A 26,654-nucleotide genomic window follows, 5' to 3' on the forward strand; every position below is an offset into this window, starting at 1 on the left:
TGTTAGGATCAAAAATGTCGACACACTCGAAAACGGCTTCATCCGGCAGCAGCAGGGTTGGTGTAGGCTTTGTTGAGTTCGTCGTAACTATTGCTTTGCTGACGGCAATCACGGCCATCTCGATCGATATCATGCTGCCAGTTTTGCCGAAAATCGCAGCTGATCTCAACCTGGCCAGTGCAAATGATGCGCAGCTTGTGATCGGGGTGTTCTTTCTGGGGTTTGGTATCTCGCAGATTGTCTTCGGTTCATTGAGCGACACGTTTGGCCGGCGAACCGTTTTATTGGGCGGTTTGTTGTTCCTGATCCTGTCAACCTTTGCGTCAGTTTGGGCAAGCAACCTGACAACACTTTTGATTCTTCGCTTTGCCGCTGGCGTTGGCGCTGCCGCGGTCCGCATCACCACCATTGCGATGGTGAGGGACTGTTTTGGCGGGCGTGAGATGGCGAGAGTCATGTCCTACATCATGATCATCTTCATGATGATACCACTCGTTGCCCCCTTTCTTGGTCAACTCATTGACCGCTACTTCAACTGGCATTCCATCTTCATCTTCATCGGCGTAGCTGGCACATTGCTGTATGTGTGGACGCTCGTTCGCGTGCGGGAGTCCATGGCCGTTGAGGAGCGTCGCCCGCTTTCCTTCGCATCTGTCACACAAGCGTTTGGCGCAGTGCTGACAAACCGGATTACTTGCGGTTACATGATCGCGCTCACGCTTTTTACCGCTGTCATCTGCGCGTACATCGTCTCTGTCCAGCAGGTGTTTGGCGAGGTGTACGGCATGGGCGAACAGTTGCCGCTCGCATTCGCAGGCACCAGTGCCGGCATGGCACTGGCAAACTTCGCCAATGGCTATTTCGTCCGCCGGTTTGGAATGCGCAGAATTGCCCATTCAGGCATCCTGATCTTTACAGTGGCGTCACTGCTGATCGTCGTGTTAGGAATAAATACAACACCGCCATTCGTTGTAACGTACCTGGCAATCTGTGTGCTTCTGATTGTGCTTGGCGTGGTAATGACGAACTTCACCGCAATCAGCCTTGAACCCATGGGCCATCTTGCAGGCACAGCCACATCGGTAACGGGGTTTGTTTCCACTACATTCGGAGCGGTTTTAGGCAGTTTGGTCGGACAAATGTTCAACGGTACGATTCAGCCACTGTTTATTAGCTTCGTGCTTCTGGGTAGTTTTACGATCCTGGCGGTCCTGTGGGCCGAACGCGGCAAACTGTTCACTCACCCCGGCGAAACTACGTCTATAAATCCTGCAGATATGCATTTCTGACGTAAACACGGGTTACTTTATCCTGCCGTCGATATGGTGCGACATTGATCATATTCTGCTCTTGACTGTGGCGAGTAACTATTTGAAAAGCAGCACAGGCGGACGTGGCGAAATTGGTAGACGCAAGAGACTTAAAATCTCTCGGCCACAGGCTGTACGGGTTCGACCCCCGTCGTCCGCACCAGTTTTATCCGGCTGACAGAAATTGCGGTAGACGAAGTAAGAGCTGTCTGTCAAAAAGGTTTCAGGACGCGACTGCCGTTACTTTAGAACGGGGTCGGGTGACCGATTGACGTCACGTTGCTGCCGCGAGATCACGCTGGCCGTCCTTGTCGATCTCAGATATTTTCAGTTTTAATTGCACTTCAATATTCTCTAATGTGACAATATTGTTAAAACCTTTATGGAAGTTTCAGGGGACTGGTAGACATTGTCATGACCGCAGCACCCCCTGTAAGTCGGCCTAGGCGATATCGAATTCCGTTGGCTATGACGGCTTGCGTCTGCCTAACAATTCTGAGCGTCTTCCTTCTCGCCAATGACAAGCGCCACCTTCGCTCGTTGCTCGCCTATTACAATGTTGCGCACTGGATGCCTTCGCAAGCAAACGTCAAGAAAGAGCGCGCATCCCCAACCACCCCTCGCAAAAAACCCTCGGCTGCCGTTGTCACCATTCCCGTGCGCCTTCTTTCGTCGCCGAACGTCAGCACCCTGTCAGCATTTGTACGAGAGCTAAGAGTTTCAGGACCTGAACTTTGCCGCGCACTCAGCCGGGTTGAGGGGTTTCCCGAGGGCGGAAGCTGGATGGTTGATCCGTTTGATCACCAACGATTTGAATGCCAGTTGCTGTCCGACTTCGGCGTGTCCGAAGCGGATCCCGTCTCCTCTGTCTTCATTGACATTAAGGGAGATCCCGATGGGGCTGTAAAATCTGTGCGAATTAAGATCAAGACCGCATCCGCCACGCTGTCTCCGGCTATAGTAAGCGCACTCACAAAATCCTACAGAATACTTATTGAGCAAACACGCTGGACAGATTTTGAGGCGGCAAGTTCGTTTCTTGCATCCCCGAAGCCGTTCAATATGGACGCGTTTGGCGCGAGCGTCTCCTTGCAACAGGAAAGATTTGATCCCGAAAGCTTCAACCTGTTTGTCAAGGAAACAGAGAGCAGCGCTGAGCAGAAGCGTACCAGGCATTTTTTCGATCAGCCTGTGCTACAGCGCCCCTGACCGCGTGCTACAATATGGTCCGGCTGATCCAGATCAAAGCCCTGCGTTCGTTTTCCCTGTAATGTCCCCTTGAATGTGAGAGGGAAAATGATGCGCACAATTTCATGGATCAGTCTGCTTGTGAGTTTTATGGTCAATGCTGTTCTATTTGGTGTTGGGCTTGTGACGGTTTTGATGATACCGGCCTTACAGGATCAGCTACCATGGGCAATTGTTGTTGTCGTGGTTTTCAGCTTTGCGCTCTCACCGTTCATTTCGCGAAGAATTGCGCCTCATCTGCGCCTTCGTCACCATCGGGAAGACCGGTAGAACCTGTTTTTTCAGGGGCAGTGGTGAGGAAAGACACTTGCAAACCCTTGGATTTTCCGCAAAGACAAAGCTCTTTTCCAGCCATGCGGAGCCTGCCATGTCCCTTCCCGAGAAAGCTTTTCCCGTTTCATGGGACCAGTTCCACAGAGATGCGCGCGCTTTGGCCTGGCGACTGGCAGATCAGGGCCACGCGTGGCGCGGCATGGTGTGCATTACCCGTGGCGGGCTGGTGCCTGCCGCCATTATCGCGCGTGAACTGAATATCCGTCTGATCGAAACGGTCTGCGTCGCATCCTACCATGACTACGACACGCAGGGCGATATGCAGCTGCTGAAAGGCATTTCGGAAGAGCTAACGAAAGATGAAGGCGAAGGCATTCTGATCATCGACGATTTGACCGATACTGGCAAAACCGCGGCGCAGGTGCGTGCGATGTTGCCAAAAGCGCATTTTGCTGCGGTCTATGCAAAGCCACAAGGACGCCCGATGGTCGATACCTTTGTGACCGAGGTCAGTCAGGACACATGGATCTTTTTCCCGTGGGATCTCGGCTTCACTTTTCAGGAGCCAATCGCGCGCGGCGCCAAGGGGTAATAAAAAGGGAAACTGATCGTTTCCCTTTTTATCGAAGCTTACCGTGTTAACGACCGGCAGTGATGCCAAGGATAAGGCCAGTGGCGGCGCTGATCAGAAGATAGTCATTGCCGACGCGCACCCACTGCTGGCCGCGGCCAGGACGCTGCAAATTGTGGCGACGATAGTCGCGCTCGCCTACAACCGGTCCACGCTGCGCGCGCGACAGACGCTCGCCGCGCTTCCAGCGATTACCGTGGCGCTGCTGCTCGGCATGTTGCTTGCCTTTTTGCATCTCGTGGCGTTCCACGGGTTTGCGATGGCGCATATCCTGTGCCATTGCCATTGGAGCTGTTAGAAACGATGTTGCGATCAAAGCCAGAAATAGACGTTTCATTGAAGTTTCCTTTCATTTCAATAGAGCCATATCTAGAGCGCCCCGGATGAATGGAAACTGAGATTTAAATTACATTTGCGTAATGATATCAAACATATAATGAAACTAATGTAGAGACAGCATGAAGCGGCCCGCTGGCCAACCAGCGGGCCTTTGTTCTTTAGTTCTGCTCGGCGGATTTGGCCCAGAGATTAATTCCCGCATCATCGGCGTGAGCGTCGATCTTCGTGAGTTCTTCCGCAGTGAAATCGAGATTCTGGAGCGCGGCAACGCAGTCTGTGACCTGTTCGGGTCGGCTGGCACCAATGAGCGCGGACGTTACCCGACCGCCGCGCAAGACCCACGCAATGGCCATCTGTGCCAGTGTTTGGCCGCGCTGCTCGGCAATCTCATTCAGTGCACGAATGTTGGCCAAAGTATCCGGTGTCAGAAAGTCGCGCTTGAGAAAATGATCCTGCTCGGCGCGGCTGCCTTCTGGAATGCCATTCAAATACTTGCTGGTCAACATGCCCTGCGCCAGCGGCGAAAAGACGATGGATCCCATGCCGACATCTTCCAGCGTATCCAGCAAGCCATCTCGCTCTATCCAGCGGTTGATAACGGAGTAACTGGGCTGATGGATAATGCAGGGCGTGCCGAGATCTTTCAAAATCTGCGCTGCCTCGCGGGTGCGCTGTGCATTGTAGGAGGAGATCCCGACATACAGCGCCCTGCCCGAGCGCACGATATGGTCCAGCGCTCCGCAGGTTTCTTCCAGCGGCGTTTCAGGATCAAAGCGGTGCGAATAGAAAATATCGACATAGTCGAGCCCCATGCGTTTCAGGCTCTGGTCACAGCTCGCAACCAAATATTTGCGGCTACCCCATTCCCCGTAGGGACCCGGCCACATATCGTACCCGGCCTTGGACGAGATGATCAACTCATCCCGCAGACCGGCAAAATCCGTGCGCAGAATTTCCCCAAATGCGGTTTCCGCCGAGCCGGGCGGCGGGCCGTAATTGTTCGCCAGATCGAAATGCGTAATGCCGAGATCAAACGCGGTGTGGCAGATTGCCCGTTTGCGCTCATGAGGCGTCTCATGCCCGAAATTGTGCCAGAGCCCTAAGGAAACGGCGGGCAATTTCAGGCCGGTTAGACCACAGCGATTATAGATCATTGCGTTGTAGCGATTGTCTGCGGGTGTCCACGTCATCGTCAATCCTCCCTATCTCAGCCAGGTATCATAGTCGGAAACCAGCAGGCGGTGCGGCTTCTCGTCTTCGTCAATTGTTGAAAAACGCCCGACCGGTTGATGGAAAACATTATCGGTCAGATCATCGTTGACGGTCGAAACCTCGCCCACCAGAACATCAGATCCCTCGCCCCAGAAGGAGTGCCAGTTGCCGGGCAGCAGCGTGACGCTTTCACCGGGTGCTAGCGATAGATGGCTGCCAGCCTTCAAGGTGCGCAAACGCGCATCTGTCGCCACCTGCACATCACCATGTTCATCCGGGCTGCCATCGGCCAAGGAATTGAACATCGTCAGAACGAGGTTTCCACCGCCGCGATTGATGATGTCTTCTGCCTTGATGACATGACGGTGCAGCGGGGTGATCTGGTTCTGGCGAACGATCATGATCTTTTCCGCGTAGAGCATGCCTCGCCCCTTGGCGAGATCGGCAGCACTGCCGTTTCGTGCTGCAAACAGAAACAGCCCACAATCGGCAAAGTTGCCGGACCCGAAATCAGTAATATCCCAGCCAAGACGCGCATCGAGCAGCGACGGGGTATCGGTCTCAAACCGGGTTTTCAACTCTTCCGGCGACCAGTTCGCGAAAGGCGGCAGCACAGTACCGAAGGAGCGGATAAACGCATCGCCCTCGATCAGGATCTGGTTAATTTCACTACGCTTCATGGGATCTCCTCCACCGCACCTTACGATGAGCAGGTGGGGTCTACAAAAATGCCGCCCGGTTCAGGCGGGCGGCATTGACGGGTTTACAGGATCAGGATTTGTGTCCGAGACCACTGCCCCAAGGACCGTGGTGGGCGTCGGCACCATCGACACGGTCAAAGCCGTGCGCTCCGAAGAAATCGCGCTGGCCCTGAATGACATTGGCGGTGCCGCGTGCACGGCGGTAGCTGTCGAAATAACCGAGCGCCGAAGCCAGCGCCGGAACCGGCAGGCCGTGCAAGACGGCAGCCGAGACGACGCGGCGAAGGGCTGCGTCCGTATCCTTCACGATGTCCGCAAAGGCTGGTGTGACAATCAGGTTGGCCGCCTCCGGTGCTTCGGTAAAGGCTGTGGTAATTTCATCCAGAAACTGCGAGCGGATAATGCAACCAGCGCGCCAGATTTTGGCAATTACCGGCATCGGCAGCGACCAGTTGAACTCACGCGACGCCTGCGCCATCACCGCAAAGCCCTGCGCGTAAGCCCCGACCTTGGCAGCGAGAAGCGCGTTTTCAAGGTCCTTGATAAATGCCGCGCGGTCTTCAACGACGAACTCCGGCACCTTCGGCAGGCCAAGAATGCCTTCGGCCGCTTCCCGCTCTGCCTTCATGGACGAGATGCTGCGGGCAGCCACGGCAGCTTCGATGGCGGTGGCGGGCACGCCCATCTGCTGGCTTTCGATAACGGACCACTTGCCCGTGCCCTTTTGTCCGGCCTGATCGAGGATCATATCCACAATTGGCTTGCCCGTGATCGGGTCTGCGGCATTCAGAACGATTTCGGTGATTTCAATGAGATAGGAGTTCAGGCGGCCCCTGTTCCATTCGCCAAACACATTGGCGATCTCGGAGGCAGACATGTTCAAGCCATCCCGCAGGATGCCATAGATTTCCGCGATCATCTGCATATCGGCATATTCAATGCCGTTATGAATGGTCTTGACGAAGTGTCCCGCCCCATCGGTGCCAAGCCAAGCGCAGCAGGGTGCGCCATCATAGACGGCGGCAATCGACGTCAGCACTTTTTCCACCCGAGCATAGGATTCCGGTGTGCCGCCCACCATAATGGACGGGCCGTTGCGCGCACCTTCTTCGCCGCCGGAAACACCCATGCCGATGAAAGTCAGGCCGCTGTCTTTGAGGCCATCGAAACGGCGCATCGTATCGCGGAAGTTGGCATTGCCAGCGTCGATGATGATATCGTTATCGGAAAGAATGGGGCGAAGCAGCGCCATCTGCTGATCGACAGGATCGCCGGCCTTGATCATAATAATAATGGGACGCGGCGGGCGGATGGCTGCCACGAACTCTTCCAGGGTTTCGCATGGAATGATCCGGTCCTGAAGCGCACCGGCAGCCTCGTAAAAGGCGCGCGTCACTTCGGGTGTGCGGTTGAACACTGCGATCCGGTTGCCCTTTTCCGCGATATTCAGCGCCAGATTGGCCCCCATGACACCAAGACCGATAAGACCGATTTCTGCCTGTTCCACGTGCATTCCTCCGTTGGAGCTGTCCATTCAACTGTGCGCAAGCACAGTCCTTTCGTGGCGTTTTGGCACTCAAATCGATTTAGGACAAGATAAACTTAATCTTGCCGGTTCACTTTTCCGGGCGGTCGTCGCCGTCATCCAGCGCGCGCCAGGCGGCACCGTCCAGATCATCGTACTGGCCGCTTTTTAGCGACCAGAGAAAGGCCGCAAGCCCAAGCCCGCCCAGAAACAACGCAATCGGAATCAGAAAGATGAGCGTATTCATGATGCAAGCTGCATGGGTTGGCGAGCGGTAACGGGCGTGCCCACGTTCCCACTGTCGGACTTGACTGGACGCGACAGGCGAAGCGCGTTGACCACAACGATGATAGAACTGGTGGACATGGCGATAGCCGCAACCAGCGGCGTTGCATAACCCAGTATGGCAATCGGCACAGCGATAACGTTGTAGCCGATAGCCAGCGCAAAGTTCTGGCGGATCAAACGGCCAGCTTGACGCGACGTTTCGATTGCAAACGGCACAGCATTTAAACCATCGTGCATGAAGACAAAATCGGCAGCCTGACGGCCAACATCAGCCGCCGTCGCCGGTGCCATGGATACGTGCGCGCTGGCCAGCGCCGGTGCATCATTGATGCCGTCGCCCACCATCAGCACCTTCAGCCCGGCTTCCGCTTGGCTGCGCAGTGCCTCCGCCTTTCCTTGCGGCGACAGTTCGGCAGCAACGTCGCTTACACCCAATCGACGGCCAAGTGCATCGGCAACCGACACACGGTCCCCAGACAAAATGGACACCGAGAGCCCTTGGGCTTCCAGCGCCGTGATGCTTGCCCGCGCGTGTGGGCGAAGCGAGTCCTCGAAGCGAAAAATGGCAAGCGGCTCGAAATCTCGTGACAGAACGACCTCGGAACGACCGTCGAGAGATGGTTCCGGTGCCTGCTTCCCGCACGCGAATACAAAGCTGCCGAGGCGATAAACATGGTCCCCGAGTGCTGCTTTCAAGCCCGCTCCGGGACGCTCCTCAATCTCTTCAAATCCGGTAGAAAAACTTGATGCAGCCTCAGCCAGCGCACGCGACAAGGGATGGCGCGATTTTGACGCCAGCGCCCCGGCAATGGCCATCAACTCCGTTGATACGTCCGCGCCGTTCACAAGGCGGGGTTGGCCGAGCGTCAGCGTACCGGTCTTGTCGAAAGCCACGGCGTCGATTTCAGCAAGGCGCTCCATGGCCGATCCATCCTTGACCATGACCCCGCTTTTGAACAGCCGACCCGCTGCAACCACCTGCACAACCGGCACGGCCAGGCCAAGGGCGCAGGGGCATGTAATAATAAGGACAGCGACAGCAATGAGCATGGCGTGTTGCACATCGCCGTTGACCAGCAGCCAGCCGAAGAAGGACAGTAAGGCCAGAAGATGTACGGCGGGCGAATAAACCTGGGCGGCACGGTTCGCAATACGCCGGTAGCGGGCCCGCCCGCCTTCGGCTGCATCCATCAGGCGGATGATCTCGGACAAAAACGAGTCGCGTGCAGTTGCCGTTGCTTCGATAACCAAGGGACCCGTCAGGTTCATGACGCCTGCTTGCAAAACATCACCTACACCAATACTGGCGGGCGCGCTTTCGCCATTGACGATGGAGCGGTCGATATCGCTGACACCGTCTAGCACGCGGCCATCGACGGGGATGCGGTCGCCCGCGGCGATTTCCAGCTTTTGGCCGGGCTGAATGTCTTCCACGGCCAGGTATTCCCGCTGACCGTTTTCAGTCAACACCATGGCGCCGCGAGGGGACAGGCGCGCAAGGCTGGTAATGGCGGAGCGCGCCCGGTCACGCATCATATGATCAAGCGTGCGCCCGATCAGCAGGAAAAACAACAGTGTGACGGAGGCATCGAACCACGCATGTTCGCCGTGATGGATCGTCTCATAGAGCGACATGGCATAGGACAGCGTCACTGCGAGCGCGATTGGAACGTCCATATTCGTACGCCGGTTTTTGAGCGCTGCGAAAGCGGAGCGGAAGAAAAAACGACCGGCATAGAGCAGTGCCGGAGCGGCAATCAACGCCGAAATCCAGTGAAACAAGTCCCGCGTAGCCGTATCGGCCCCTGACCAGACCGAGACGGACAGCAGCATGATATTGACGGCGGCAAAACCCGATACTGCCACGGCGCGGATTAGCTGGCGCAGCAGGTCATCGCCCGCTTGCTCGGCACTGGTAAACAGGTGCGCGTCATAGCCAACGGCGCGGACAAGGCTCACCAGTTCCGACGGATCGGTCGCTTCACCCTTAACCGTTTCCTTCCAGACGAACGACACCCGACGCGCCGACAGGTTGACGCGGGCGCTGACAATGGCCGGGTGTGCTTTCAGCGCACGTTCAATGGTGGTGATACAGTCGCCACAGTGCACGGCGGGAACGCTCAAATCACTCTGGCGTTGCCCTTCGCCTACCGTGCGGCTGGCAAGCCAGAGTTCCTGGGTTGGTGGCGGTGCAGTGCGGGCAAGATCAAGGGCACCTTCGGTTCCCGGTGCGCAGCAGGTCATGACGTGGCTCCCCCCACCTTAACGCGGATGGCTTCGTGATAGACAATCCGGCCCTTCTCTTTGGAGGTGATATCAACGATCCACTGCCCCGCAGCCATGCCATGGCGACCGACAAAGCGGCCCGGACCGGCGGATGCCAGGTTCATGCGAAAGTCGTTATGCTCTTCCACTGGGCGCTTGAAGATCAACGTGACCTCGTCTGCCTCCACCGACGCCCGCTCCGGGTGCGTCAGCGTGTAGGAAATGGATGGTCCATCGACCACAAGCTTGCCTTGGATGCCGGTAAGGGACAGGGCCCTGGCCTCCGCCGCCTTGCCGTTGAATTCCTGACTGGCGACATAGGTGTTTTTCACAACCAGCCCGCTCCAGGTTGAGACAGCGCTCCACGCCATGACGATGTTAACGGCGATGATGGTGCCAAAAAACAGAAACGTGACGCCCAGCATGTGCCAACCGGTAAAGGTGAATGATTTGCGAACAGTCTGGTTCATTGTACAACCTCCGGGATATTGAAGCGCGCCTTGTAAACATCGCGTTCGTGGCTGGCCTCATCCTCGGCCACCAGCGAAAAACCGTCTGCCGCTATTCCGATTGCCGCCTTCGGCAAGGTCACGAAGATACGGGCGTTGGTGACCTTGTCCGGCTGAACCGGTATGAGGAAGACCCGGGCCTCACCTTCCTGCCCCATCATTTTCATGGTCGCCTCGGGCAGACCTTCGATAGACACGCGAATGACACGCGGCTCCGGAATCATGTTCAGCAGTTTGATCTGATAGCCATTGCGCACGGCACCGTCGGACTCCACGACGAATTGCGGATTGCGGTCATGCAGCACGTTGAGTTCCAGCCGGTCCCTGGCCAGCAGGCCGTAGATCAGGCCAAGGCCGACCAGCGCCCAGACTGTGAAATACAGCAGCGTGCGGCCACGGAAAATCACCCGCCAGTCAAAATGTTTGACCGCACTGGAGAAGCCACCTTCGGGTTTGCGGACCCGGCGCGGATCAATGGGCTTGGTACCATTGTCGGTTGCCAGCGCCATATTGGCGGAATAGTCCGCAAGCGTGGCGTAGGAAATCAACCCACGCTCATGCCCGACCTTATCCATCACGCTGTCGCAGGCATCGATACAGAGCGCGCAGGTGATGCACTCCATCTGCAAGCCATCGCGAATGTCGATGCCCATGGGACAGACCGCCACGCAGGCGTTGCAGTCCACGCAATCGCCCTGCACGGCGCCGGCAGCAGCAGCCTTTTTTGCATGGCGTCCACGCGGTTCACCGCGCCAGTCATTGTAAGTGACGACCAACGAATTTTCATCGAGCATGGCGGCCTGAATGCGCGGCCAAGGGCACATATAGGTGCAGACCTGCTCACGCAGCAGCCCACCCAGCGTGTAGGTGGTAAAGGTGAGGATGGCGACGGTAATATAGGCAACCGGCGGCGCATCAAAATGAAGGAAGGACGACAGCAGCGCTGGCGCATCGGCGAAGTAGAAGATCCATGCCCCACCGGTCGCAACTGCGATTGCGAGCCAAATGACATGTTTGGTAACACGCTTGCGCAGCTTGGAAAGGGTCCAGGGTGCTGCATCCAGCTTCATCCGGGCATTGCGATCCCCTTCAATGAATCGCTCCACCACAAGAAACAGGCCCACCCACACCGTCTGCGGACAGGTGTAACCGCACCACGCACGGCCGACAGCGGAGGTCACCAGAAACAATCCGAAACCAGCCATGACCAGCAGACCGGCGACGAAGAAAAACTCCTGTGGCCAGATTTCAATGAAGAAAACGTAGAAACGGCGGCTGGCAAGATCGATCAGCACGGCCTGATCGGGCGCATGGGGGCCGCGATCCCAGCGGATCCAGGGCGTGAGATAGTAGATCCCCAGCGTGATCGCCATCACCAGCCATTTGAACTGACGAAAGCGCCCTTCGGCGCGCTTGGGAAAGATTTTCTTGCGCTTCTCATAAAGCGGCTTGCGGACCTGCGCGGAATTGACCGGCTCTGCATTCAGCCGCTCAACCGGAGCATCGGCAGCGGCGGGCATCGGAGACCTGTAGAGATTCATGGCAAACACCTTTTCTAAGGTTGGTTTGCCATGTGGGGTCGCTGGTTTCCTTGATATGAATCAAGAACGGCCTGCGCCAGCGTGTCGCAGACCGTAGCTCAGTTCAATGGTAAGTTCCTGCTGCTACTCGCCGCCTCCGAGAGAGTGCACGAATACGGCCAGTTCCTTGACCGTCGTTTCACCCAGCCTTGGCAGCCATGCCGGCATGACCCCATGGCGCGGGGTTCGAATTTGCGCCGCAACGGCATCCTCGCCCTCGCCTTTCAGCCAGATGGCATCAGCAAGGTTTGGCGCACCCAGTTCGCGATTGCCGGTCGCATTCTCCCCATGACACGCTGCGCAATTGGCTTCAAACAGGGCTTTGCCCGGTTCTGCCATGGCAGGGTCTCTCGGCGTACCGGTCAGGCTGACCACATAGGCGGCAGTCTGACGGATTTCCAACGGCTGGAGACCTTCGGCAAAGGACGGCATTTCTGAAAAACGCGTTTCGTCATCGCCGGGATGGCGAATGCCGTGAGCAACGGTCTGGAAGATATCGTCCACCGAGCCGCCCCACACCCAATCATTGTCGTTTAGGTTTGGAAAGCCGGGAGAGCCAGCAGCACCGGAGCCATGGCACTGCGCGCAATTGACCTTGAAAGCGGATGAACCTGCCGCAATGGCAAACTGGCTGAGCTCCGGGTTGGCCAGAATGTCCTGAAGGGAGGCCGAGGCGATCCGGTCTGCCATAGCCGTCTGGGCCTGCGTGGCCGCGTTCTGCTCGGTCTTCAGCTCCCCGCGTGTGGAATAGCCCAGCAGTCCCTTCGTCGAGTCGCGGATAAGCGGAATGGATGGGTAAGCGATGCAGTACCCGATGGCCCACACAATGGTGGCGTACAATGTCCACACCCACCAGCGGGGCATGGGGTTGTTCAACTCGCGAATACCATCCCACTCATGGCCGGTGGTGGTTACGCCGCTGATGTCATCGATAGGACCTGTGTGCGTGTTGGAAATGTGTTTATCGGTCATCGTGGCTGTCCTCTTTCAGAGGAATCTGGGCGGCCTCATGGGCCGATTTTTTGGCACCGGGGCGAAAGACGAAGGCAACGACGCCGAGAAAGAATAGCGTCATGGCCAAAAGGCCCCAGCTATCGGCGAAGTGCCTGAGCGCGGTATAAATCTCCATGATATCCCCCTCTCTAGCGGTAACCGGCTGCGTCGTCATAGGTGGAGAAATCCACCAGCGTGCCGAGCACCTGCAAATAGGCGACCAGCGCATCCATTTCGGTCAGCCGCGCCGGGTCTCCATCGAAGTCACCCACCTTAGCCTTGGGATAGCGCGCAAGAAGCGCTTCCGTATCGGCATTCGGGTCGGCCTGCGCCTGTAAATCGGCGTTTGCGTTCTCGATCATCTGATCGTCATACGGCACGCCCACGGCCACATTGGCCTTGAGATTCATGGCGACGTTGCGCACGTCGAGCGTTGTTTCCTTCAGGAAAGAATAGCTCGGCATGACCGATTCCGGCACGACGGAGCGAGGCTCGCTCAAATGCTGCACATGCCACTGGTTGGAATAGCGGTCGCCCACACGGGCCAGATCCGGCCCTGTGCGCTTGGAGCCCCACTGGAATGGATGATCATACATTGATTCCGCGGCCAGACTGTAGTGGCCGTAGCGCTCCACCTCGTCGCGGAACGGGCGGATCATCTGGCTATGACAGACGTAGCATCCCTCCCGCACGTAGATATCGCGCCCTGCCAGTTCCAGCGGTGAGTAGGGCCGCATGCCCTCCACCTTCTCGATTGTATTCTGCAGGTAGAACAACGGAGTGATTTCCACGATGCCGCCGATAGAGACGACCAGAAGCGAGCCCAGAAGAAGAAGCGTGGCGTTGCGTTCGAGTATCGCGTGTTTATCAAGAATGGACATGGACCATCCCCCTTATTCGGCTGGCTGAAGAGCGGGCGAGGTTCCGGCAATCGGAGCCTCGTTGCGCTGATGGCCGAGGATTGTCATGAAGACGTTGTAGGCCATGATAAGACCGCCAGCGAGGAACATAAGGCCGCCCACGGCACGCAGCAGATAGTATGGATGCAGCGCCGCAACCGTTTCGGCAAACGAGTAGACGAGGAAGCCCTGATCGTCGTATTCGCGCCACATCAGGCCCTGCTGGATACCCGACACCCACATGGCAGCCGCGTAGACGACGATGCCGAGTGTCGCCAGCCAGAAGTGCCAGTTGACCATGCGCAAGCTGTACAGGCCGGTGCGGTTCCAAAGGCGTGGCGTCAGGTAATAGATGGCGCCAAACGTGATCATGCCGTTCCAGCCGAGCGCGCCTGAATGCACGTGGCCGATGGTCCAGTCCGTATAATGGCTGAGTGAGTTGACCGACTTGATTGACATCATCGGACCTTCAAAGGTCGCCATGCCGTAGAAGGCCACCGCAATCACCATCATGCGGATGATGGGGTCTGTGCGCACCTTGTCCCATGCGCCTTGCAAGGTCATCAGACCATTGATCATGCCGCCCCATGAGGGCATCCACAGCATGATGGAGAACACCATGCCCAGGGTCTGCGCCCAGTCCGGCAGAGCCGTGTAATGCAGGTGGTGCGGACCGGCCCAGATATACATGAAGATCAGGGCCCAGAAGTGGATGATCGATAGCCGGTAGGAGTAGACCGGACGACCCGCCTGCTTGGGAATGAAGTAATACATCATGCCGAGGAAGCCAGCTGTCAGGAAGAAGCCCACGGCATTGTGACCGTACCACCACTGCGTCAACGCATCCTGCACGCCGGAAAAGGCCGAGTAGCTCTTGACCCCAAGGAATGACACTGGGATCGCCAGATTGTTGACGATATGCAGCATGGCAATGGTAACGATAAAGGCAAGATAGAACCAGTTTGCCACGTAGATGTGCGGTTCTTTCCGCTTCAGGATCGTGCCGAGAAACACGGCGAGATAGGCAACCCAGACGATGGTCAGCCAGATATCGACATACCACTCCGGCTCGGCATATTCACGCCCCTGCGTGATACCGAGCAGATAGCCAGTTGCCGCCATGACGATAAACAGCTGGTAGCCCCAGAACACGAACCAGGCCAGATTGCCGCCAAAAAGCCGTGCGCGTGACGTGCGCTGTACCACGTAAAATGACGTGGCGAGCAGCGCATTGCCACAGAAGGCGAAGATAACGCCGGATGTGTGCAGCGGGCGCAGACGACCGAAATTGAAGAAAGGTTCGATATTCAGTCCGGGATAGGACAGTTGCATGGCCACCACCACGCCCACCAGAAACCCGACAATGGCCCAGAACACCGTGGCAATCACGCCGTAGCGAATGACCTCATCGAAATATTCCGATTCGACCACCGATTTCGGCAGACGCGCCGCCGGTGCGAATGACACCCGCCGCACCATGACGACGGTGCTGGCCAGAAGCACGAAAAACAGCACCCACATATGGGATTGGAACAGACTGTCCTGTGCAAAGGCTGCTGCCAGCAGAGCCAGAAATGCCCCCGCTCCCAGCATAATTGTTTCAGTCGTATACTTCATTGTTGGAGCCCCCAACTGCTTTGCAGACTCGCGAAAAGAGACGCTTCTCTTGCGATTGGCAGAGGGATGACAGGAATTGCGCAAATCCTCCTTGATTCAAATCAAGGCAGTGAACCGCATGTCTTGTCACAAGGAGGGACAGTTTGACGGTTAAGATCAAAAGGAGCCTGCCAATGCAGACGGAACGTGTACACCTTCTGGCGACGCCGCTCTTTCTGGCGACCGCCCCCCGAAACCACGTGTCACAAAGCTGGGTGGCAACTGCGCAGCAACAGCAATTACGATTGTGTGATACGCTCGAAGCGATCGCCGACAGCCTTCCGGCCAATGTCGATACGCTGAAATGCATGGCCGCTGCCAAGGCACTGGGACCGCTGACGCGCGATGTGCACCGCTATGAGGAGGAAATTCTGTTTCCCTGCCTTGAGCGGGATGCCGATACCACGCCGGGGCTGATGGAGACCCTCACCCGGCTCAAATTCGAACACTGCGAAGATGAATGCTTTGCAGAAGAAGTGACCGATACGCTGGTGCGTCTGGCCGCTGGCGACAAAACCATCAATGTGGAAGCGACCGGCTATATGCTGCGGGGGTTCTTTGAGGCTATGCGACGCCATATCGCGTTTGAGCGCGAGCACCTGCTCCCGCGTCTTACCAGTGCTTCCGTTTAAATCACGGACCGACGATCAGATATCGTGCTTGATGTTCCACCGGTCGTGGTACCACAGCCATTGGCCGGGATTTTCCCGCACCCAGCTTTCCACCTTGTCGTTCAGCACCTGTGCGGTTGCGGTTACGTCCACGCTGCCATCGGTACGGCGGGGAATGGTGATGGCAGGTTCAAGCTCCAACAGAAAACGATTGCCGGGCAAACGGACCGAGCGTGCCGGGTATACCTCGCATCCGAACTGACGCACGAGCTTCGCCAGCAGCGGATTGGTCTGCACATCCCGCCCGAAAAACTGCGTCTTGATGCCTTTTTTGAACTTCTGGTCCACGAGAATGCCGACCGGGTTTCCGTTTTCCAACTGGCGCGCCAGCGTAAAGGATGACCCGGCGTGGGATGGTACCAGGCCGCCCATGCGCTTCTTTCGGAAATCAAAAACCTTCTGGGCGATATAGGGATTGTTGGGTGGACGAAACAGCACTGTCACGTTCAGCCCGAAGGCCGCTGCGGCAACCGGCAGCAGTTCAAAATTACCGGTATGGGCGGTAAACACAATAAAGGGGCGCGGATTGTCACGCAGTTCCAGAAACAGTGGAGAGCCTACGACTTCGACCCGGCCCGGCTTCGGGTTGGCGGGATCGAAATCGAACAACTCATCCAAAAAAACGTATTCGGCAGCAAGACGGCCGATGCTGCCCCAGCTTTCAAGCGCGATCTCTTGCAGTTCAGCTTCTGCTTTATCCGGATAGGCGTTGCGCAGATTGGTCAGCGTGAGTTTGTGTCGTCCGGTTTTGGGGCCGACAAAGCGCGCAAGCCTGTCAGCCACCGAAATTGCACGATCAGCCGGAAACACCTTCAGCGCGTTCAACAGCGCGAACGCCCCTTGCGCAATTGTCCAGTGCTGGGCTTTGCGCGCAGCCAGAACAAGACGCGTCATGAGCATCCGCAATGCGGTTACTCCACCCGCAGAATGATTTTGCCGAAGACCTGACGCGATTCCATGCGTTCCAGCGCCCGGTCGATATCGGCAAAGCCGACTTCCGTATCAATGACCGGCTTGACAATCCCGCGGGCCATTTTCTGCATGGCATCGGCCATGTTTTCCATGCGGCAGCCAAAGGAGCCGATCAAACGCAACTGCTGCTGAAACAGCATCATCAGGTTCATGGATGTCGATACGCCGGAGGTGGATCCACATGTGACAAGACGACCACCGCGCTTCATGCACAGCATGGAGCCAGCCCAGGTGTCCGCGCCGACATGCTCGAACACAACATCCACGCCCTTTTTCTTGGTGAGCTTGCGCACCACTCCCTCGAACCGGTCCGTGCGGTAGTTGATCACGTGGTCGGCACCCAGCGCCTTCGCACCTTCGATCTTGTCATCAGACCCAACGGTGGTGATCACGGTGCAGCCGGTTTTCTTCGCCAACTGAATTGCCGCAGTGCCAATGCCGGAGCCGCCGGCATGGATCAGGATGGTTTCGCCGGGTTCAAGCTTAGCATTGTCAAACAGCATATGTTCCACGGTGCCGAAGGTCACGGGCGCCAGTGCCGCACCAACTTCGTCGACACCGGGCGGTGCCGGCACCAGCAGGCGAGCGGGCAGATTGATCTTCTCCTGCGCAAAACCATCGAGATGAAATCCATGAACGCCGCCGACATGCTCACAGAGATTATCACGACCCTCGCGGCAAGGACGGCAGAGGCCGCAGGTGCGCGCACCATAGACCGACACGAGTTGTCCGGGCAGAACATTGGCAACACCCGCACCAATGGACTCCACCACACCGGAGGCTTCCGCGCCGATCACCAGCGGCATTTTCCGCTTGGCAAACGCCATGCCGCGCCAGCCCCAGACATCGATATGGTTCAATGCAACGGCCTTGACGCGCAGCGTCACCTCGCCCGGACCGGGTGCTTCCGGTTCCGGCAGATCGGTGATTTCAAGCTTGCGGTCATCAAGCAATTGCAGTGCGCGCATGAGTCTGTTCCTTTGCAGTCCGTAGAGTGACGGCGTTTAAGCTGCTTCTGCCGTCATGACAAGGCTGGCATTCTGTCCGCCAAAGCCAAAGGAATTGGACAGAACCGCGCCTACGCTGGCATCACGCTTCACATTCGGCACCACATCCAGAACGATGGTCGGGTCCGGGTTGAGATAGTTGATGGTTGGCGGCAAGGTGCCGGTCAGCATGGTTTGCAGGGAGAACACTGCTTCGACTGCGCCTGCTGCCGTTAGAGTATGGCCAATCATCGACTTGTTGGACGAGACTGGAATCTGAGCCAGCGTTTCACCGAAAACGGCGGACATCGCATGATATTCCATCTTGTCATTTTCCGGCGTCGATGTGCCGTGGGCATTGATATAGCCGATGTCGCTTTCGCTCACACCCGCATCGGCCAGCGCTGCGCGAATGGTTGCAATGGCTGGGCCACCATCCGGCGAGGACCGCGTGCGGTGGAACAGATCGGCTTTCTCGCCGCAGCCTTTGAGAATACCCAGAACCTTGGCACCACGCGCCAATGCGGACTCAAGCGATTCCAACACGAGTGTTGCAGCACCCTCGGCAATGACAAAACCATCCCGATCCTTGGTAAAGGGCTTGGACGCCTTTTCCGGCGGATCGTTCTGCGTTGACAGGGCTGAAAGCAGCGAGAACCGGATCAGCGCTTCCGCACTGACCGAACCATCGGTCGCGACGGTCAAAGCACGGTCGGTCCGGCCCTGACGAATGGCCTCGACACCAAGCTGGATTGCCGTGGCGCCCGATGCGCAGGCCGTTGATAGTGTAACAGGCAGGCCGCGCGTGCCGAACCGATCCGCCAGACGCTCGGAAATTGACCCGAACATCACAGCCTCATGAAAAGCAGGATCGGCCCTTTCGCGCATGGCCGCCAGAAAGCGATCATAGGCATCGCCGGGCTTTTGCGACGGAGGCGCACGGTCGGCCAGTTCAAAACGGGCGCTCCACTCCGGCTCGATTGGCGGCGCGGCAAGAAACAGCGGCCCGTTGAAATCCTCCGACAAGCCTGCCTGCGCCAAGGCTTCCGCCGTTGTTTCGCGCGCGAAGGCGTAGGAACGCTCGACGGAATTCTGCACCGGAATATCGATGAAATCCACGGTGCCTGAAATGCGTGTGGACAATCCATCCGTCGGAAAACGGGTAATCTTGTGAATACCGGATACGCCGCCAGTCAGCGCGGCCCAATTGTCCTGAAGCCCCTGGCCGAGCGAGGTGATGACACCCATGCCGGTTACGGCGACGATCGGACGGCCCAGATGGTCTCTGTAGGCTGGATTGCTCATGGCGCGCTCCTTATTCTTCGGCCGTTAGAACGGCGATGCCCTCACCGCGCCAATGGCCGATGGTGGTGACAATGGCGGTTTGTGCCCCCGATACCATGGGATGCTCGGCAGTCGGATCAAACTCCGGCACCACCGCATGGCTGCCCAAGGACAAAGCGGCAAAGGCAAGCCCTAGCGGGAACTGCGCTTCCAGCCCATGGCCCACCAGACCGCCGAAGGCGCGGATGGATGCGGCAGGGAAGCGCTCTTCAAGAAACACCTTTTCTCGCGCCGCAAGCTCCGGGAAGCCGCTGGTGCCTGAGAAGATCACGGTCGAGGCAGGGTCAATCCCCTCGGCTGCTGCTGCGAGATCGCTGAGACGGCTCTCCATCCGACCATTGTCACGCTTGCCCCGGTCGCCGCCGATAGCATCGATGGTTGCGTAGATGCGCGCGCCGCGCGCCTCGGCGTGCTCGCGTGATTCCAGCACAAGGAACGCACCGACAGACCCCATGATCATGCCGCCGCCCTCGCCCTGATCGCGCGACCAGATCGGGCTCCACTTATCGCGTGAGTGTCCCTGAATGCCCTCAATCAGCAGAACGATATCAAGTCGTTCTGCCGAGAAAGCACCGCCGACCAGAGTGTGCGTGGACTGGCCCGCCTTGATGCGGGCAAACGCGGTTTCAATTGCCGAAATGCCAGCGGCCTCCTCGCCCATGAACGTGCGCGAAGAGCCCGTAACTTTGTGAACGATAGAAATATTGCCGGCCAGAAGATTGGACAGTTGCGCCAGAAACAATGTCGGACGCAGTTCCGTCGTCAGTTTTTCATTCAGAAGCTGTTCGCGGTCATTGCGTTTTAGGGCCTCGTCGACAATCAGTGAGTCGACGTTGATATCGCGCTCGCCCCCACCAGCCGCGACAATCATGTCCATGCTGCTGCAGGCTTCCAGATTGTCTTTCAGCCCCGCATCGTCCAGCGCCAGACCGGCGCTGAACACGCCGAGGCGCTGCCAGTTTTCCATCTGGCGTTGATCGCCACGCTTGGCAATCTGCTGCGACCAGTCAATCTGCGGGAGAGGATGAATGGGATATGGCGCAAACCGCTCGGTCTCGACAATCGGTTGCGGCGTCATGTTGCTGGTCAGCATCGCCACATGCGGCTCTGCACCCACACCGAGGCTGGTGACGATACCAACGCCGGTAATCACCACATCATTTGCTGATTTGACCATTATACTTCCTCGGTCTTTAAAAGAGCTGCCATCAGGCCCAGTTCGTCTGCGCGTCGGCGCACGATATCGCCCAGCGGCACCTGATCGAACGGCACGGTGCGCAGCTTCAATTGAGCGTCGCAGACCTTTTTGCCATCGGATGTGATTTTAGCCTTGGTGACGGCAAAGCCTGAGCCGTCATGCTCCAGATGCACCTCAATATCGAGCACGGCTTCCGGCTCGACAAAACTGCGCATCTTGGCCCCATCCACCGTCATCAAAAACGGCATGGCGGTAAAGTTGGTTGCGGCCAGCACCAGAAAGCCGGAGGCCTGGGCCATGGTTTCAATGAGGAGAACGCCCGGCACCAGCGGGTAGCCAGGAAAATGCCCCTCGAACACAGGGCTTTTGGCAGGCACCACCGAGCGAGCCTTCAACACGCCTGCTCCTAGATCGACACTCTCGACACGGTCAATCATCTGGAAGTATTCAAGCAGCAAGGGCTTCTCCTCGTTCCCGGCAGCGCCACCAGCATCGACGGTATAACGGCAAATGCCGCCTGAAACGCGGACGAACCATGCGCTTGCCTTCAGACGGCTTTAAACAGGTCGAGCGATGCGCGTCGTACAGCCCATCAGCCCATAGCGGTAACGGCGATCAGCCAGCCTTTGCGGCGCGCAGCTCGTCGATCTTGGCACAGAGATTTTTCAGAACGAAGTATTCTTCGGTGGAAACCTTGCCTTCGTTGACTTCCTGGGTCCACTGTTCCAGCGGAATCTTGATGCCAAATTCCTTGTCGATTGCGAACACGATATCAAGGAAATCAAGGCTGTCGATGCCCAGATCGTCGATGGTGTGGCTTTCGGGCGTAATCGTCTCGCGGTCGATTTCGCTGGTTTCGGAAATGATATCGGCAACCTTGTCGAATGTAGCTGTCACGCGCTTACCTCAAGTAAATGATAGAGTTGGGCGATCCTATAGGCAAATGTGGCAGAAAAGCCAATGCCCGTTTGTGCTGTCGCAAACTTTCCCGCAGCATGTTGCGAAACCACAATGCCCTGAACAACCGAATGTTCGTCAAAAACGCTCAACTTGATTAGCGTCGCCCTTGTGGACGACCCTTAAAATTTGTGGGATGACCAGCATTATTCTCACAGTTTTCAGTGCGATTTTTGACAAAGATCAAGGACAGGACCCGCCATTTTCTCAAAAGTAGGTCCAGCGACGAACATAAAAGCATGTTTGGAGCGTCATGAATGGAGGGTTGGCCGACATGGACACCTATCGCAAAGACATCCACAATTCAGAGATTCCGGTGGTATGCCGCGCCTGTGAGGCCCGTCACGGCGGCGTTTGCGGTACGCTGACGCCACGCCAGTTGACGGAACTGAGCCGCCAGTCCACCCGCAGGAATGTTAGCGCAGGCACGGATGTCATTTCGCAGGGCGAGCGTGCGAACACCTATTCCAACATCATCCGCGGTGTGGTGAAACTGTCCAAGATGATGGCTGATGGCCGCCAGCAGATTGTGGGGCTGCAATTTGCGCCCGATTTTATGGGGCGCCCGTTCACCCGTGACAGCGCGCTGACAGCGCAAGCCGCCACCGAGACCGACATTTGCGCCTTTCCGCGCTCGTTGATGGACAAGCTGATCTCCGAAACACCGGACCTTGAACACCGTCTGCACGAGCAGGCGTTGAAGGAACTGGAAGAAGCCCGCGACTGGATGCTGACGCTGGGACGCAAAAGTGCGCAGGAAAAGGTTGCCAGCTTTCTGTACCTGATCGCAACCCATATTGATCCGGAAAGCGTGGACAGCTGTTCGTTCGATCTGCCGCTGTCGCGCGCCGATATCGCCGATTTCCTGGGGCTGACCATTGAAACGGTCAGCCGTCAGATCACCCGGTTGCGCAAGGAAAATGTGATTCGCGTCGAGAACAATCGTCACGTGACGGTGCCTGATATGGACCGGCTGGCATACTTTGCCGGCAGCGACTAAAGCATTCCAGTGAAAGTGCAATGACTTTCACGCCAGGACAACGCGAGAAAACAAGATGTTAGAGCAAGACCGCTGTCAGCGTACACAAAAGAAGTGCTGTGCAAGCATGGTAGAAAACGGCGACACCGGCGGTAATATCACCAGCATCGGCTGTTGCGCGACCCTCTTCGTTCAACATGGGCTCTGACACCAAGTTTCCCTCATAGATTCGTGGGCCAGCCAGTTGCAGCCCAAGCGCGCCTGCCATGGCCGCTTCCGGCCAACCGGAATTGGGAGAGCGGTGGAAACCGTGATCGCGCAGCGCGATTTTGAGTGATGCTCTGGCACGACTCACCCCGAAGCGAACGAAAGCACCAGCAGCCAGTAACAGGATCGACAGACGGGCAGGCAACCAGTTTGCAGCATCATCGAGCCGTGCCGAGGCCCAACCGAAATCGCGATAGCGCTCGTTTTTGTGCCCGATCATGGAATCGGCGGTGTTCAGCATTTTGTAGGCAAACATGCCCGGCAGACCCAGCACGGCATACCAGAAGGCGGGAGCCACCACGCCATCGGAAAAGTTTTCCGCAAGGCTTTCGATAGCGGCGCGGCACACGGCAGGCTCATCCAGAGTTTGCGGATCACGGCCGACAATCATCGACACGGCATGGCGACCGCCAGACAGTCCGCCCTGCTGCAAGCCCGTTGCCACGGCCAGCACATGATCGGCAAGGCTCTTTTGTGCCAAGAGAATGGCGAGAATGATGATTTCGGCCAGCGAGCCTATCAGTCCGAAAGCCGACATTATCCTGTGCGTTACGAAACCTGAGGCGAGGCTAACGGCCAGCAGAGCGACGATGACGGCTACGCCATTGCGTCGGCGCGTCGTATTGGAGAGTTCAAAGCGATTGTAGCGCTTTTCTAAAGCAGAAATGGCTTTGCCGAAGATGACAACGGGGTGAGGAACGCGTTGCCAGATCCAGTTAGGGTCACCAACCACACGGTCAAGCAGCAGCGCAAGCGCCAGAATCATGCAAGCGCCTCCGCAAGACGCTGATCGGCCTGCGAATTTGGGGGCAAGCCGAAGCGGAGCCATCGGGGAGCGTAGTCGAATTTGCGCACGAGGATATGACGTCGGCACAGATGGTCATGCAGCGCATTTGCGTCTGAATGATCGACCAAAGCAAACAGCGGCGTTCCGCCAGCGATGTGAAGACCTGCATGTGCGAGTGTGTTTTCGAGCGCGGCCCTTCGCTCATCAATAACGGTACGGATCGCCGCAGCGTTTTGCGACATCAGCGCGGCTGCGCAATGGAGCGCAGGGCCGGAAACTGCCCAAGGACCAAGCCAGTCGTTTATGGTGTGCAAAAGCGCATCAGGACCGATTGCAAAGCCCAACCGCACCCCGGCCAAACCGAAAAACTTACCAAAGGACCGCAGAATCAACGGCCCGCTTTCCCGCGTTACAATCTGGACAGAGCTGACATCCGGCATGGTATCGGCAAACGCTTCATCGATGACGAGTTTCGTATTCCAGCCGCTGAGCTTTTTATAAAGCGCAGCAACGTCAGCTATCGGTATGAGCCTACCTGTGGGATTGTTGGGATTGACCAGAACCACCATAGCGTGGTCGGCCCGGATGCCGTCCAGCGTATCGATTACATCCACATCAAGGTCATAGGCTGTAAAACTGCGTTCGTATTCGCCATAGGTCGGACCAAGGATCGCGACGCGTTGTCCCTTGGGTACAAAGCGCGGCAAAAGCTGGATGACCGCCTGTGTTCCCGGCACGGCCAAAGGCTGTACAGGGCTTTGATAATATCCGCGCGCTCTTGTTTGCGCCTGGTCCAGCAGATCGGCATCCGGCAAGCGGTGCCAGACGTGGTGCGGAATGTCCGGCAACGAAGGGGGGCACGGGTTAAGGCCGGTGGAAAGATCCAGCCATGTCTCGGGCGCGCCGCCGTAGACAGCGGCGGCTGCGGCAACCCCACCCCCGTGAACGATCGGCGCAGCTGTCACGGCTCACCAGCCAGATCGATGAGGTGCATAAAGGAACCGGCCACGCGACCCCGGCGCAGTCCGACAGCGCCAAGATCATTGCCCAGCGCATCCGTGGCGTGAAACAGGCGGTCGGCATCGCCTTCCGAAACAATGGTTGCGTAATGATATTCATGCGCCGTCAACGGGTCGGTAAAAAGCGTGTCATCAACGGGACGGATACGCCGATACCCCAGATGACGTTTTCGCGATGCAAAACTCGTCACCAGCGGCAAGAGGCCCAGCATTTCGTGTCGGTTACCGTCTGCGTCAATCAATCCCTCGCCCAGCGTCATATACCCCCCGCACTCACCAAAAATTGTCACGCCACGGGCATTGGCATCCTGCATACCCGCTTTAAATCGGCTAGCACCGCTCAGCTTTCCTGCATGGAGTTCGGGATAGCCCCCGGGAAGATAAATTGCGTCCGCATCGGCTGCCGGCGCTTCATCATTCAGCGGAGAGAAGAAGGAAAAGCGGGCACCGCGACGCTGCCAGCCGAGCAGCATATGCTCATAGACAAATGCGAAGGCCACATCGCGTGCAATCGCGATGTGGCTGCCGAGAGGGGCCAAGCGGGCAATGTTGGCTGCGGCGGGCTTTTGCGGAAAATACCGGGCTTCCCGCAGAATCCGATCCAGATCGCAACCGTTCTCAACAATCTCAGCGGCGTTCTCAATGAATGCTTCCAGATCGCCATGCTCCCCCGCTTGCACTAGACCGAGATGCCGTTCCGGCAAGGACAGGCCAGAATTCTGCCGGATTACCCCCAGCACATCCACACGCACCGCATCGAGCGCGCTGCGCAACATGCCTTCGTGCCGGTCGCTGCCGACACGATTGAGGATGACCCCGCCAATACGAATATCGTTGCGGTGATCGCGAAACCCACGCACCAGCGCCGCCACCGACTGGGCCATACGGGCGCAATCAACCACGAAAACAACGGACAGATCGAGCTTTGCCGCGAGATCGGCGGGGGACCCGCCGCCGTCCACCGCTCCATCGAAAAGCCCCATCATCGCTTCCACCACAAGCGTCTTGTCACCGGTTTTGGCGAGCGCCGCATTGGCTGATAACAGTTCCGTGCGCATGGCCCATGGGTCGTAGTTCAGGCAGCGTTCGCCGCTGGCGGCAGCGTGGAAGGCGGGGTCGATATAATCGGGACCGGCTTTGCCGGGTGCCAGCAAAGCCCCGCGTTTTTTCAACGCCCGCAGCAGCCCGAGCGTAATGGTGGTTTTGCCGGAACCGGACGATGGTGCCGCAATCAGAAGTCCACTCATGCCCTGCCCTTACCTGTTCAGCCAATCCAGTGTTTTACGAAGCCCGACAACCTCCCCTACCACAACAACGGCCGGGGGTTGAAGGGACAGACGGACACTATCAGCCTCAGCCTGACCGAGGCTGGAAATCGCAACCTGCTGATCGCTTGTGGTCGCATTGCAGACAAAAGCCAAAGGCTCATCAGGGCTGCGGCCTGCTTCCATCAGTCTGCGGGTAATCTGGCCGATATGCTTCATGGCCATATACATGACGATGACGGGTGAGCCTTGTGCAATTGCAGCCCAATCCACCCGATCCGGTACGAGGCCGGAGGAATCATGGCCCGTCAGAAACGTGACGGCGTGGTTCACATCGCGGTGCGTCACTGGAATTCCTGCATAGGCGAGACCACCGATGCCCGCCGTGATACCGGGTACGATGCGAAACGGAATATTGTGCTCCACCAGCATGAGCGCCTCTTCCCCGCCACGGCCGAAAACAAAGGGGTCGCCGCCCTTTAAACGCAGCACACGGTGGCCTTGCTGCGCAAGCTCCACCAGACGCAGGGAGATATCACGCTGTTTGGGCGAAGGCTTGCCACCGCGTTTCCCGGCAAATTCTAAAATTGCAGTGGGTTTCGCAAGCGTAAGGCAGGCTTCGTTGACAAGGGCATCATGAACAATCACATCGGCCTGCGACAGCGCGTGCGCCGCGTGCAGGGTGAGCAAGCCGGGATCACCGGGGCCAGCGCCTACCAGCCAGACACAGCCAGGCTGGATAACAGGAAGGCCGTCAAACAACACGGCCATCATTCATCC

Annotated in this window: 28 protein-coding genes and 1 tRNA gene; 6 read left to right on the forward strand and 23 right to left on the reverse strand. The window is 57.5% G+C overall.

Features of this window, described 5'->3' with window-relative positions; translation table 11 throughout:
• The first annotated feature begins 14 nt into the window (after positions 1 to 14).
• The 3 genes from IFT84_RS09235 to IFT84_RS09245 all read left to right on the forward strand — a co-directional run bounded on the left by IFT84_RS09235 (position 15) and on the right by IFT84_RS09245 (position 2,519).
• Positions 15 to 1,289, forward strand: a complete 1,275-nt coding sequence (locus IFT84_RS09235; RefSeq protein WP_192118606.1) for a multidrug effflux MFS transporter — start codon at positions 15 to 17, stop codon at positions 1,287 to 1,289.
• A 98-nt stretch (positions 1,290 to 1,387) separates the two neighbouring features.
• A tRNA-Leu gene (locus IFT84_RS09240) sits at positions 1,388 to 1,473 on the forward strand.
• A gap of 251 nt (positions 1,474 to 1,724) precedes the next feature.
• Positions 1,725 to 2,519 carry a DUF6030 family protein gene (locus tag IFT84_RS09245; RefSeq protein ID WP_192118608.1) on the forward strand — a complete coding sequence of 265 codons (795 nt, stop codon included), beginning with the start codon at positions 1,725 to 1,727 and terminating at the stop codon, positions 2,517 to 2,519.
• 250 nt (positions 2,520 to 2,769) lie between these two features.
• Here IFT84_RS09245 and IFT84_RS09250 read toward each other — a convergent pair whose 3' ends face one another.
• Entirely contained in the window at positions 2,770 to 2,913 is a 144-nt protein-coding gene (locus IFT84_RS09250; RefSeq protein ID WP_192118610.1) for a hypothetical protein, read from the reverse strand.
• 12 nt (positions 2,914 to 2,925) lie between these two features.
• Here IFT84_RS09250 and gpt point away from each other — a divergent pair, with 12 nt between their 5' ends.
• Positions 2,926 to 3,423 (forward strand): xanthine phosphoribosyltransferase, encoded by a 498-nt coding sequence (gpt, locus tag IFT84_RS09255; protein ID WP_192118612.1) that lies wholly within the window; start codon positions 2,926 to 2,928, stop codon positions 3,421 to 3,423.
• A gap of 46 nt (positions 3,424 to 3,469) precedes the next feature.
• On the opposite strand, the gene IFT84_RS09260 is transcribed toward gpt, so the two are convergent.
• From IFT84_RS09260 to ccoN, 12 genes are all read right to left on the reverse strand, one after another.
• A complete protein-coding gene (locus IFT84_RS09260; protein WP_192118614.1) occupies positions 3,470 to 3,799 on the reverse strand; it encodes an RcnB family protein in 330 nt (109 codons plus the stop codon).
• Between the two features lie 160 nt (positions 3,800 to 3,959).
• Entirely contained in the window at positions 3,960 to 4,991 is a 1,032-nt protein-coding gene (gene mgrA / locus IFT84_RS09265; RefSeq protein WP_192118616.1) for an L-glyceraldehyde 3-phosphate reductase, read from the reverse strand.
• Between the two features lie 12 nt (positions 4,992 to 5,003).
• On the reverse strand, positions 5,004 to 5,693 hold the full coding sequence (locus tag IFT84_RS09270) for a D-lyxose/D-mannose family sugar isomerase (protein ID WP_192118618.1): 690 nt from the start codon (positions 5,691 to 5,693) through the stop codon (positions 5,004 to 5,006).
• Positions 5,694 to 5,784: 91 nt separating this feature from the next.
• Positions 5,785 to 7,221, reverse strand: coding sequence for an NADP-dependent phosphogluconate dehydrogenase (gndA, locus tag IFT84_RS09275; protein ID WP_192118620.1), 1,437 nt, complete (start codon positions 7,219 to 7,221; stop codon positions 5,785 to 5,787).
• Positions 7,222 to 7,330: 109 nt separating this feature from the next.
• Positions 7,331 to 7,486 (reverse strand): cbb3-type cytochrome oxidase assembly protein CcoS, encoded by a 156-nt coding sequence (ccoS, locus tag IFT84_RS09280; RefSeq protein ID WP_192118622.1) that lies wholly within the window; start codon positions 7,484 to 7,486, stop codon positions 7,331 to 7,333.
• Positions 7,483 to 9,771, reverse strand: coding sequence for a cation-translocating P-type ATPase (locus IFT84_RS09285; protein ID WP_192118624.1), 2,289 nt, complete (start codon positions 9,769 to 9,771; stop codon positions 7,483 to 7,485). The genes ccoS and IFT84_RS09285 overlap by 4 nt, the downstream gene beginning before the upstream one ends.
• Positions 9,768 to 10,262, reverse strand: a complete 495-nt coding sequence (locus IFT84_RS09290; RefSeq protein ID WP_192118626.1) for a FixH family protein — start codon at positions 10,260 to 10,262, stop codon at positions 9,768 to 9,770. The genes IFT84_RS09285 and IFT84_RS09290 overlap by 4 nt, the downstream gene beginning before the upstream one ends.
• Positions 10,259 to 11,842: a cytochrome c oxidase accessory protein CcoG gene (gene ccoG / locus IFT84_RS09295; RefSeq protein ID WP_192118628.1), complete on the reverse strand. Its 1,584-nt coding sequence runs from the start codon at positions 11,840 to 11,842 to the stop codon at positions 10,259 to 10,261. Before ccoG ends, IFT84_RS09290 begins: the two co-directional genes overlap by 4 nt.
• Positions 11,843 to 11,965: 123 nt before the next feature.
• A complete protein-coding gene (gene ccoP / locus IFT84_RS09300; protein ID WP_192118630.1) occupies positions 11,966 to 12,853 on the reverse strand; it encodes a cytochrome-c oxidase, cbb3-type subunit III in 888 nt (295 codons plus the stop codon).
• On the reverse strand, positions 12,843 to 13,010 hold the full coding sequence (locus IFT84_RS09305) for a cbb3-type cytochrome c oxidase subunit 3 (protein WP_192118632.1): 168 nt from the start codon (positions 13,008 to 13,010) through the stop codon (positions 12,843 to 12,845). The genes ccoP and IFT84_RS09305 overlap by 11 nt, the downstream gene beginning before the upstream one ends.
• 13 nt (positions 13,011 to 13,023) lie before the next feature.
• Positions 13,024 to 13,755 carry a cytochrome-c oxidase, cbb3-type subunit II gene (ccoO, locus tag IFT84_RS09310; protein ID WP_192118633.1) on the reverse strand — a complete coding sequence of 244 codons (732 nt, stop codon included), beginning with the start codon at positions 13,753 to 13,755 and terminating at the stop codon, positions 13,024 to 13,026.
• A 12-nt stretch (positions 13,756 to 13,767) separates the two neighbouring features.
• Entirely contained in the window at positions 13,768 to 15,390 is a 1,623-nt protein-coding gene (gene ccoN, locus IFT84_RS09315; RefSeq protein ID WP_192118635.1) for a cytochrome-c oxidase, cbb3-type subunit I, read from the reverse strand.
• Positions 15,391 to 15,563: 173 nt separating this feature from the next.
• On the opposite strand from ccoN, the gene IFT84_RS09320 reads away from it, so the two are divergent.
• Positions 15,564 to 16,061, forward strand: a complete 498-nt coding sequence (locus IFT84_RS09320) for a hemerythrin domain-containing protein (protein WP_192118637.1) — start codon at positions 15,564 to 15,566, stop codon at positions 16,059 to 16,061.
• A gap of 15 nt (positions 16,062 to 16,076) precedes the next feature.
• Here the strand turns inward: IFT84_RS09320 and IFT84_RS09325 are convergent, their stop codons facing one another.
• The 6 genes from IFT84_RS09325 to IFT84_RS09350 all read right to left on the reverse strand — a co-directional run bounded on the left by IFT84_RS09325 (position 16,077) and on the right by IFT84_RS09350 (position 21,497).
• Complete coding sequence (locus IFT84_RS09325) at positions 16,077 to 17,000, reverse strand: lipid A biosynthesis lauroyl acyltransferase (RefSeq protein WP_192119133.1); 924 nt, start codon at positions 16,998 to 17,000, stop codon at positions 16,077 to 16,079.
• 11 nt (positions 17,001 to 17,011) lie between these two features.
• Complete coding sequence (locus IFT84_RS09330; RefSeq protein ID WP_192118640.1) at positions 17,012 to 18,040, reverse strand: zinc-binding dehydrogenase; 1,029 nt, start codon at positions 18,038 to 18,040, stop codon at positions 17,012 to 17,014.
• Positions 18,041 to 18,076: 36 nt separating this feature from the next.
• Complete coding sequence (locus IFT84_RS09335) at positions 18,077 to 19,363, reverse strand: beta-ketoacyl-ACP synthase (protein WP_192118642.1); 1,287 nt, start codon at positions 19,361 to 19,363, stop codon at positions 18,077 to 18,079.
• A gap of 10 nt (positions 19,364 to 19,373) precedes the next feature.
• The gene (locus tag IFT84_RS09340) at positions 19,374 to 20,579 is read right to left on the reverse strand and encodes a beta-ketoacyl-ACP synthase (protein WP_192118644.1); all 1,206 of its coding nucleotides are present in this window, start codon (positions 20,577 to 20,579) and stop codon (positions 19,374 to 19,376) included.
• Entirely contained in the window at positions 20,579 to 21,058 is a 480-nt protein-coding gene (locus IFT84_RS09345) for a 3-hydroxyacyl-ACP dehydratase FabZ family protein (protein ID WP_192118646.1), read from the reverse strand. The genes IFT84_RS09340 and IFT84_RS09345 overlap by 1 nt, the downstream gene beginning before the upstream one ends.
• Positions 21,059 to 21,215: 157 nt before the next feature.
• Positions 21,216 to 21,497, reverse strand: coding sequence for an acyl carrier protein (locus IFT84_RS09350; RefSeq protein WP_192118648.1), 282 nt, complete (start codon positions 21,495 to 21,497; stop codon positions 21,216 to 21,218).
• 334 nt (positions 21,498 to 21,831) lie between these two features.
• On the opposite strand from IFT84_RS09350, the gene IFT84_RS09355 reads away from it, so the two are divergent.
• Positions 21,832 to 22,557, forward strand: a complete 726-nt coding sequence (locus IFT84_RS09355; protein WP_192118650.1) for a Crp/Fnr family transcriptional regulator — start codon at positions 21,832 to 21,834, stop codon at positions 22,555 to 22,557.
• A 58-nt stretch (positions 22,558 to 22,615) separates the two neighbouring features.
• Here IFT84_RS09355 and cbiB read toward each other — a convergent pair whose 3' ends face one another.
• The 4 genes from cbiB to cobA are packed head-to-tail and all read right to left on the reverse strand — an operon-like array spanning position 22,616 to position 26,645.
• Positions 22,616 to 23,569, reverse strand: a complete 954-nt coding sequence (cbiB, locus tag IFT84_RS09360) for an adenosylcobinamide-phosphate synthase CbiB (RefSeq protein ID WP_192118652.1) — start codon at positions 23,567 to 23,569, stop codon at positions 22,616 to 22,618.
• Positions 23,566 to 24,555, reverse strand: coding sequence for a threonine-phosphate decarboxylase CobD (gene cobD, locus IFT84_RS09365; RefSeq protein WP_192118654.1), 990 nt, complete (start codon positions 24,553 to 24,555; stop codon positions 23,566 to 23,568). Before cobD ends, cbiB begins: the two co-directional genes overlap by 4 nt.
• Positions 24,552 to 25,856: a cobyrinate a,c-diamide synthase gene (locus IFT84_RS09370; protein WP_192118656.1), complete on the reverse strand. Its 1,305-nt coding sequence runs from the start codon at positions 25,854 to 25,856 to the stop codon at positions 24,552 to 24,554. The genes cobD and IFT84_RS09370 overlap by 4 nt, the downstream gene beginning before the upstream one ends.
• A 9-nt stretch (positions 25,857 to 25,865) precedes the next feature.
• Positions 25,866 to 26,645: a uroporphyrinogen-III C-methyltransferase gene (cobA, locus tag IFT84_RS09375; protein ID WP_192118658.1), complete on the reverse strand. Its 780-nt coding sequence runs from the start codon at positions 26,643 to 26,645 to the stop codon at positions 25,866 to 25,868.
• Positions 26,646 to 26,654: the final 9 nt, after the last annotated feature.

The organism is Rhizobium sp. CFBP 8762 (genome assembly GCF_014841565.1).
Taxonomy (GTDB): domain Bacteria; phylum Pseudomonadota; class Alphaproteobacteria; order Rhizobiales; family Rhizobiaceae; genus CFBP-8762.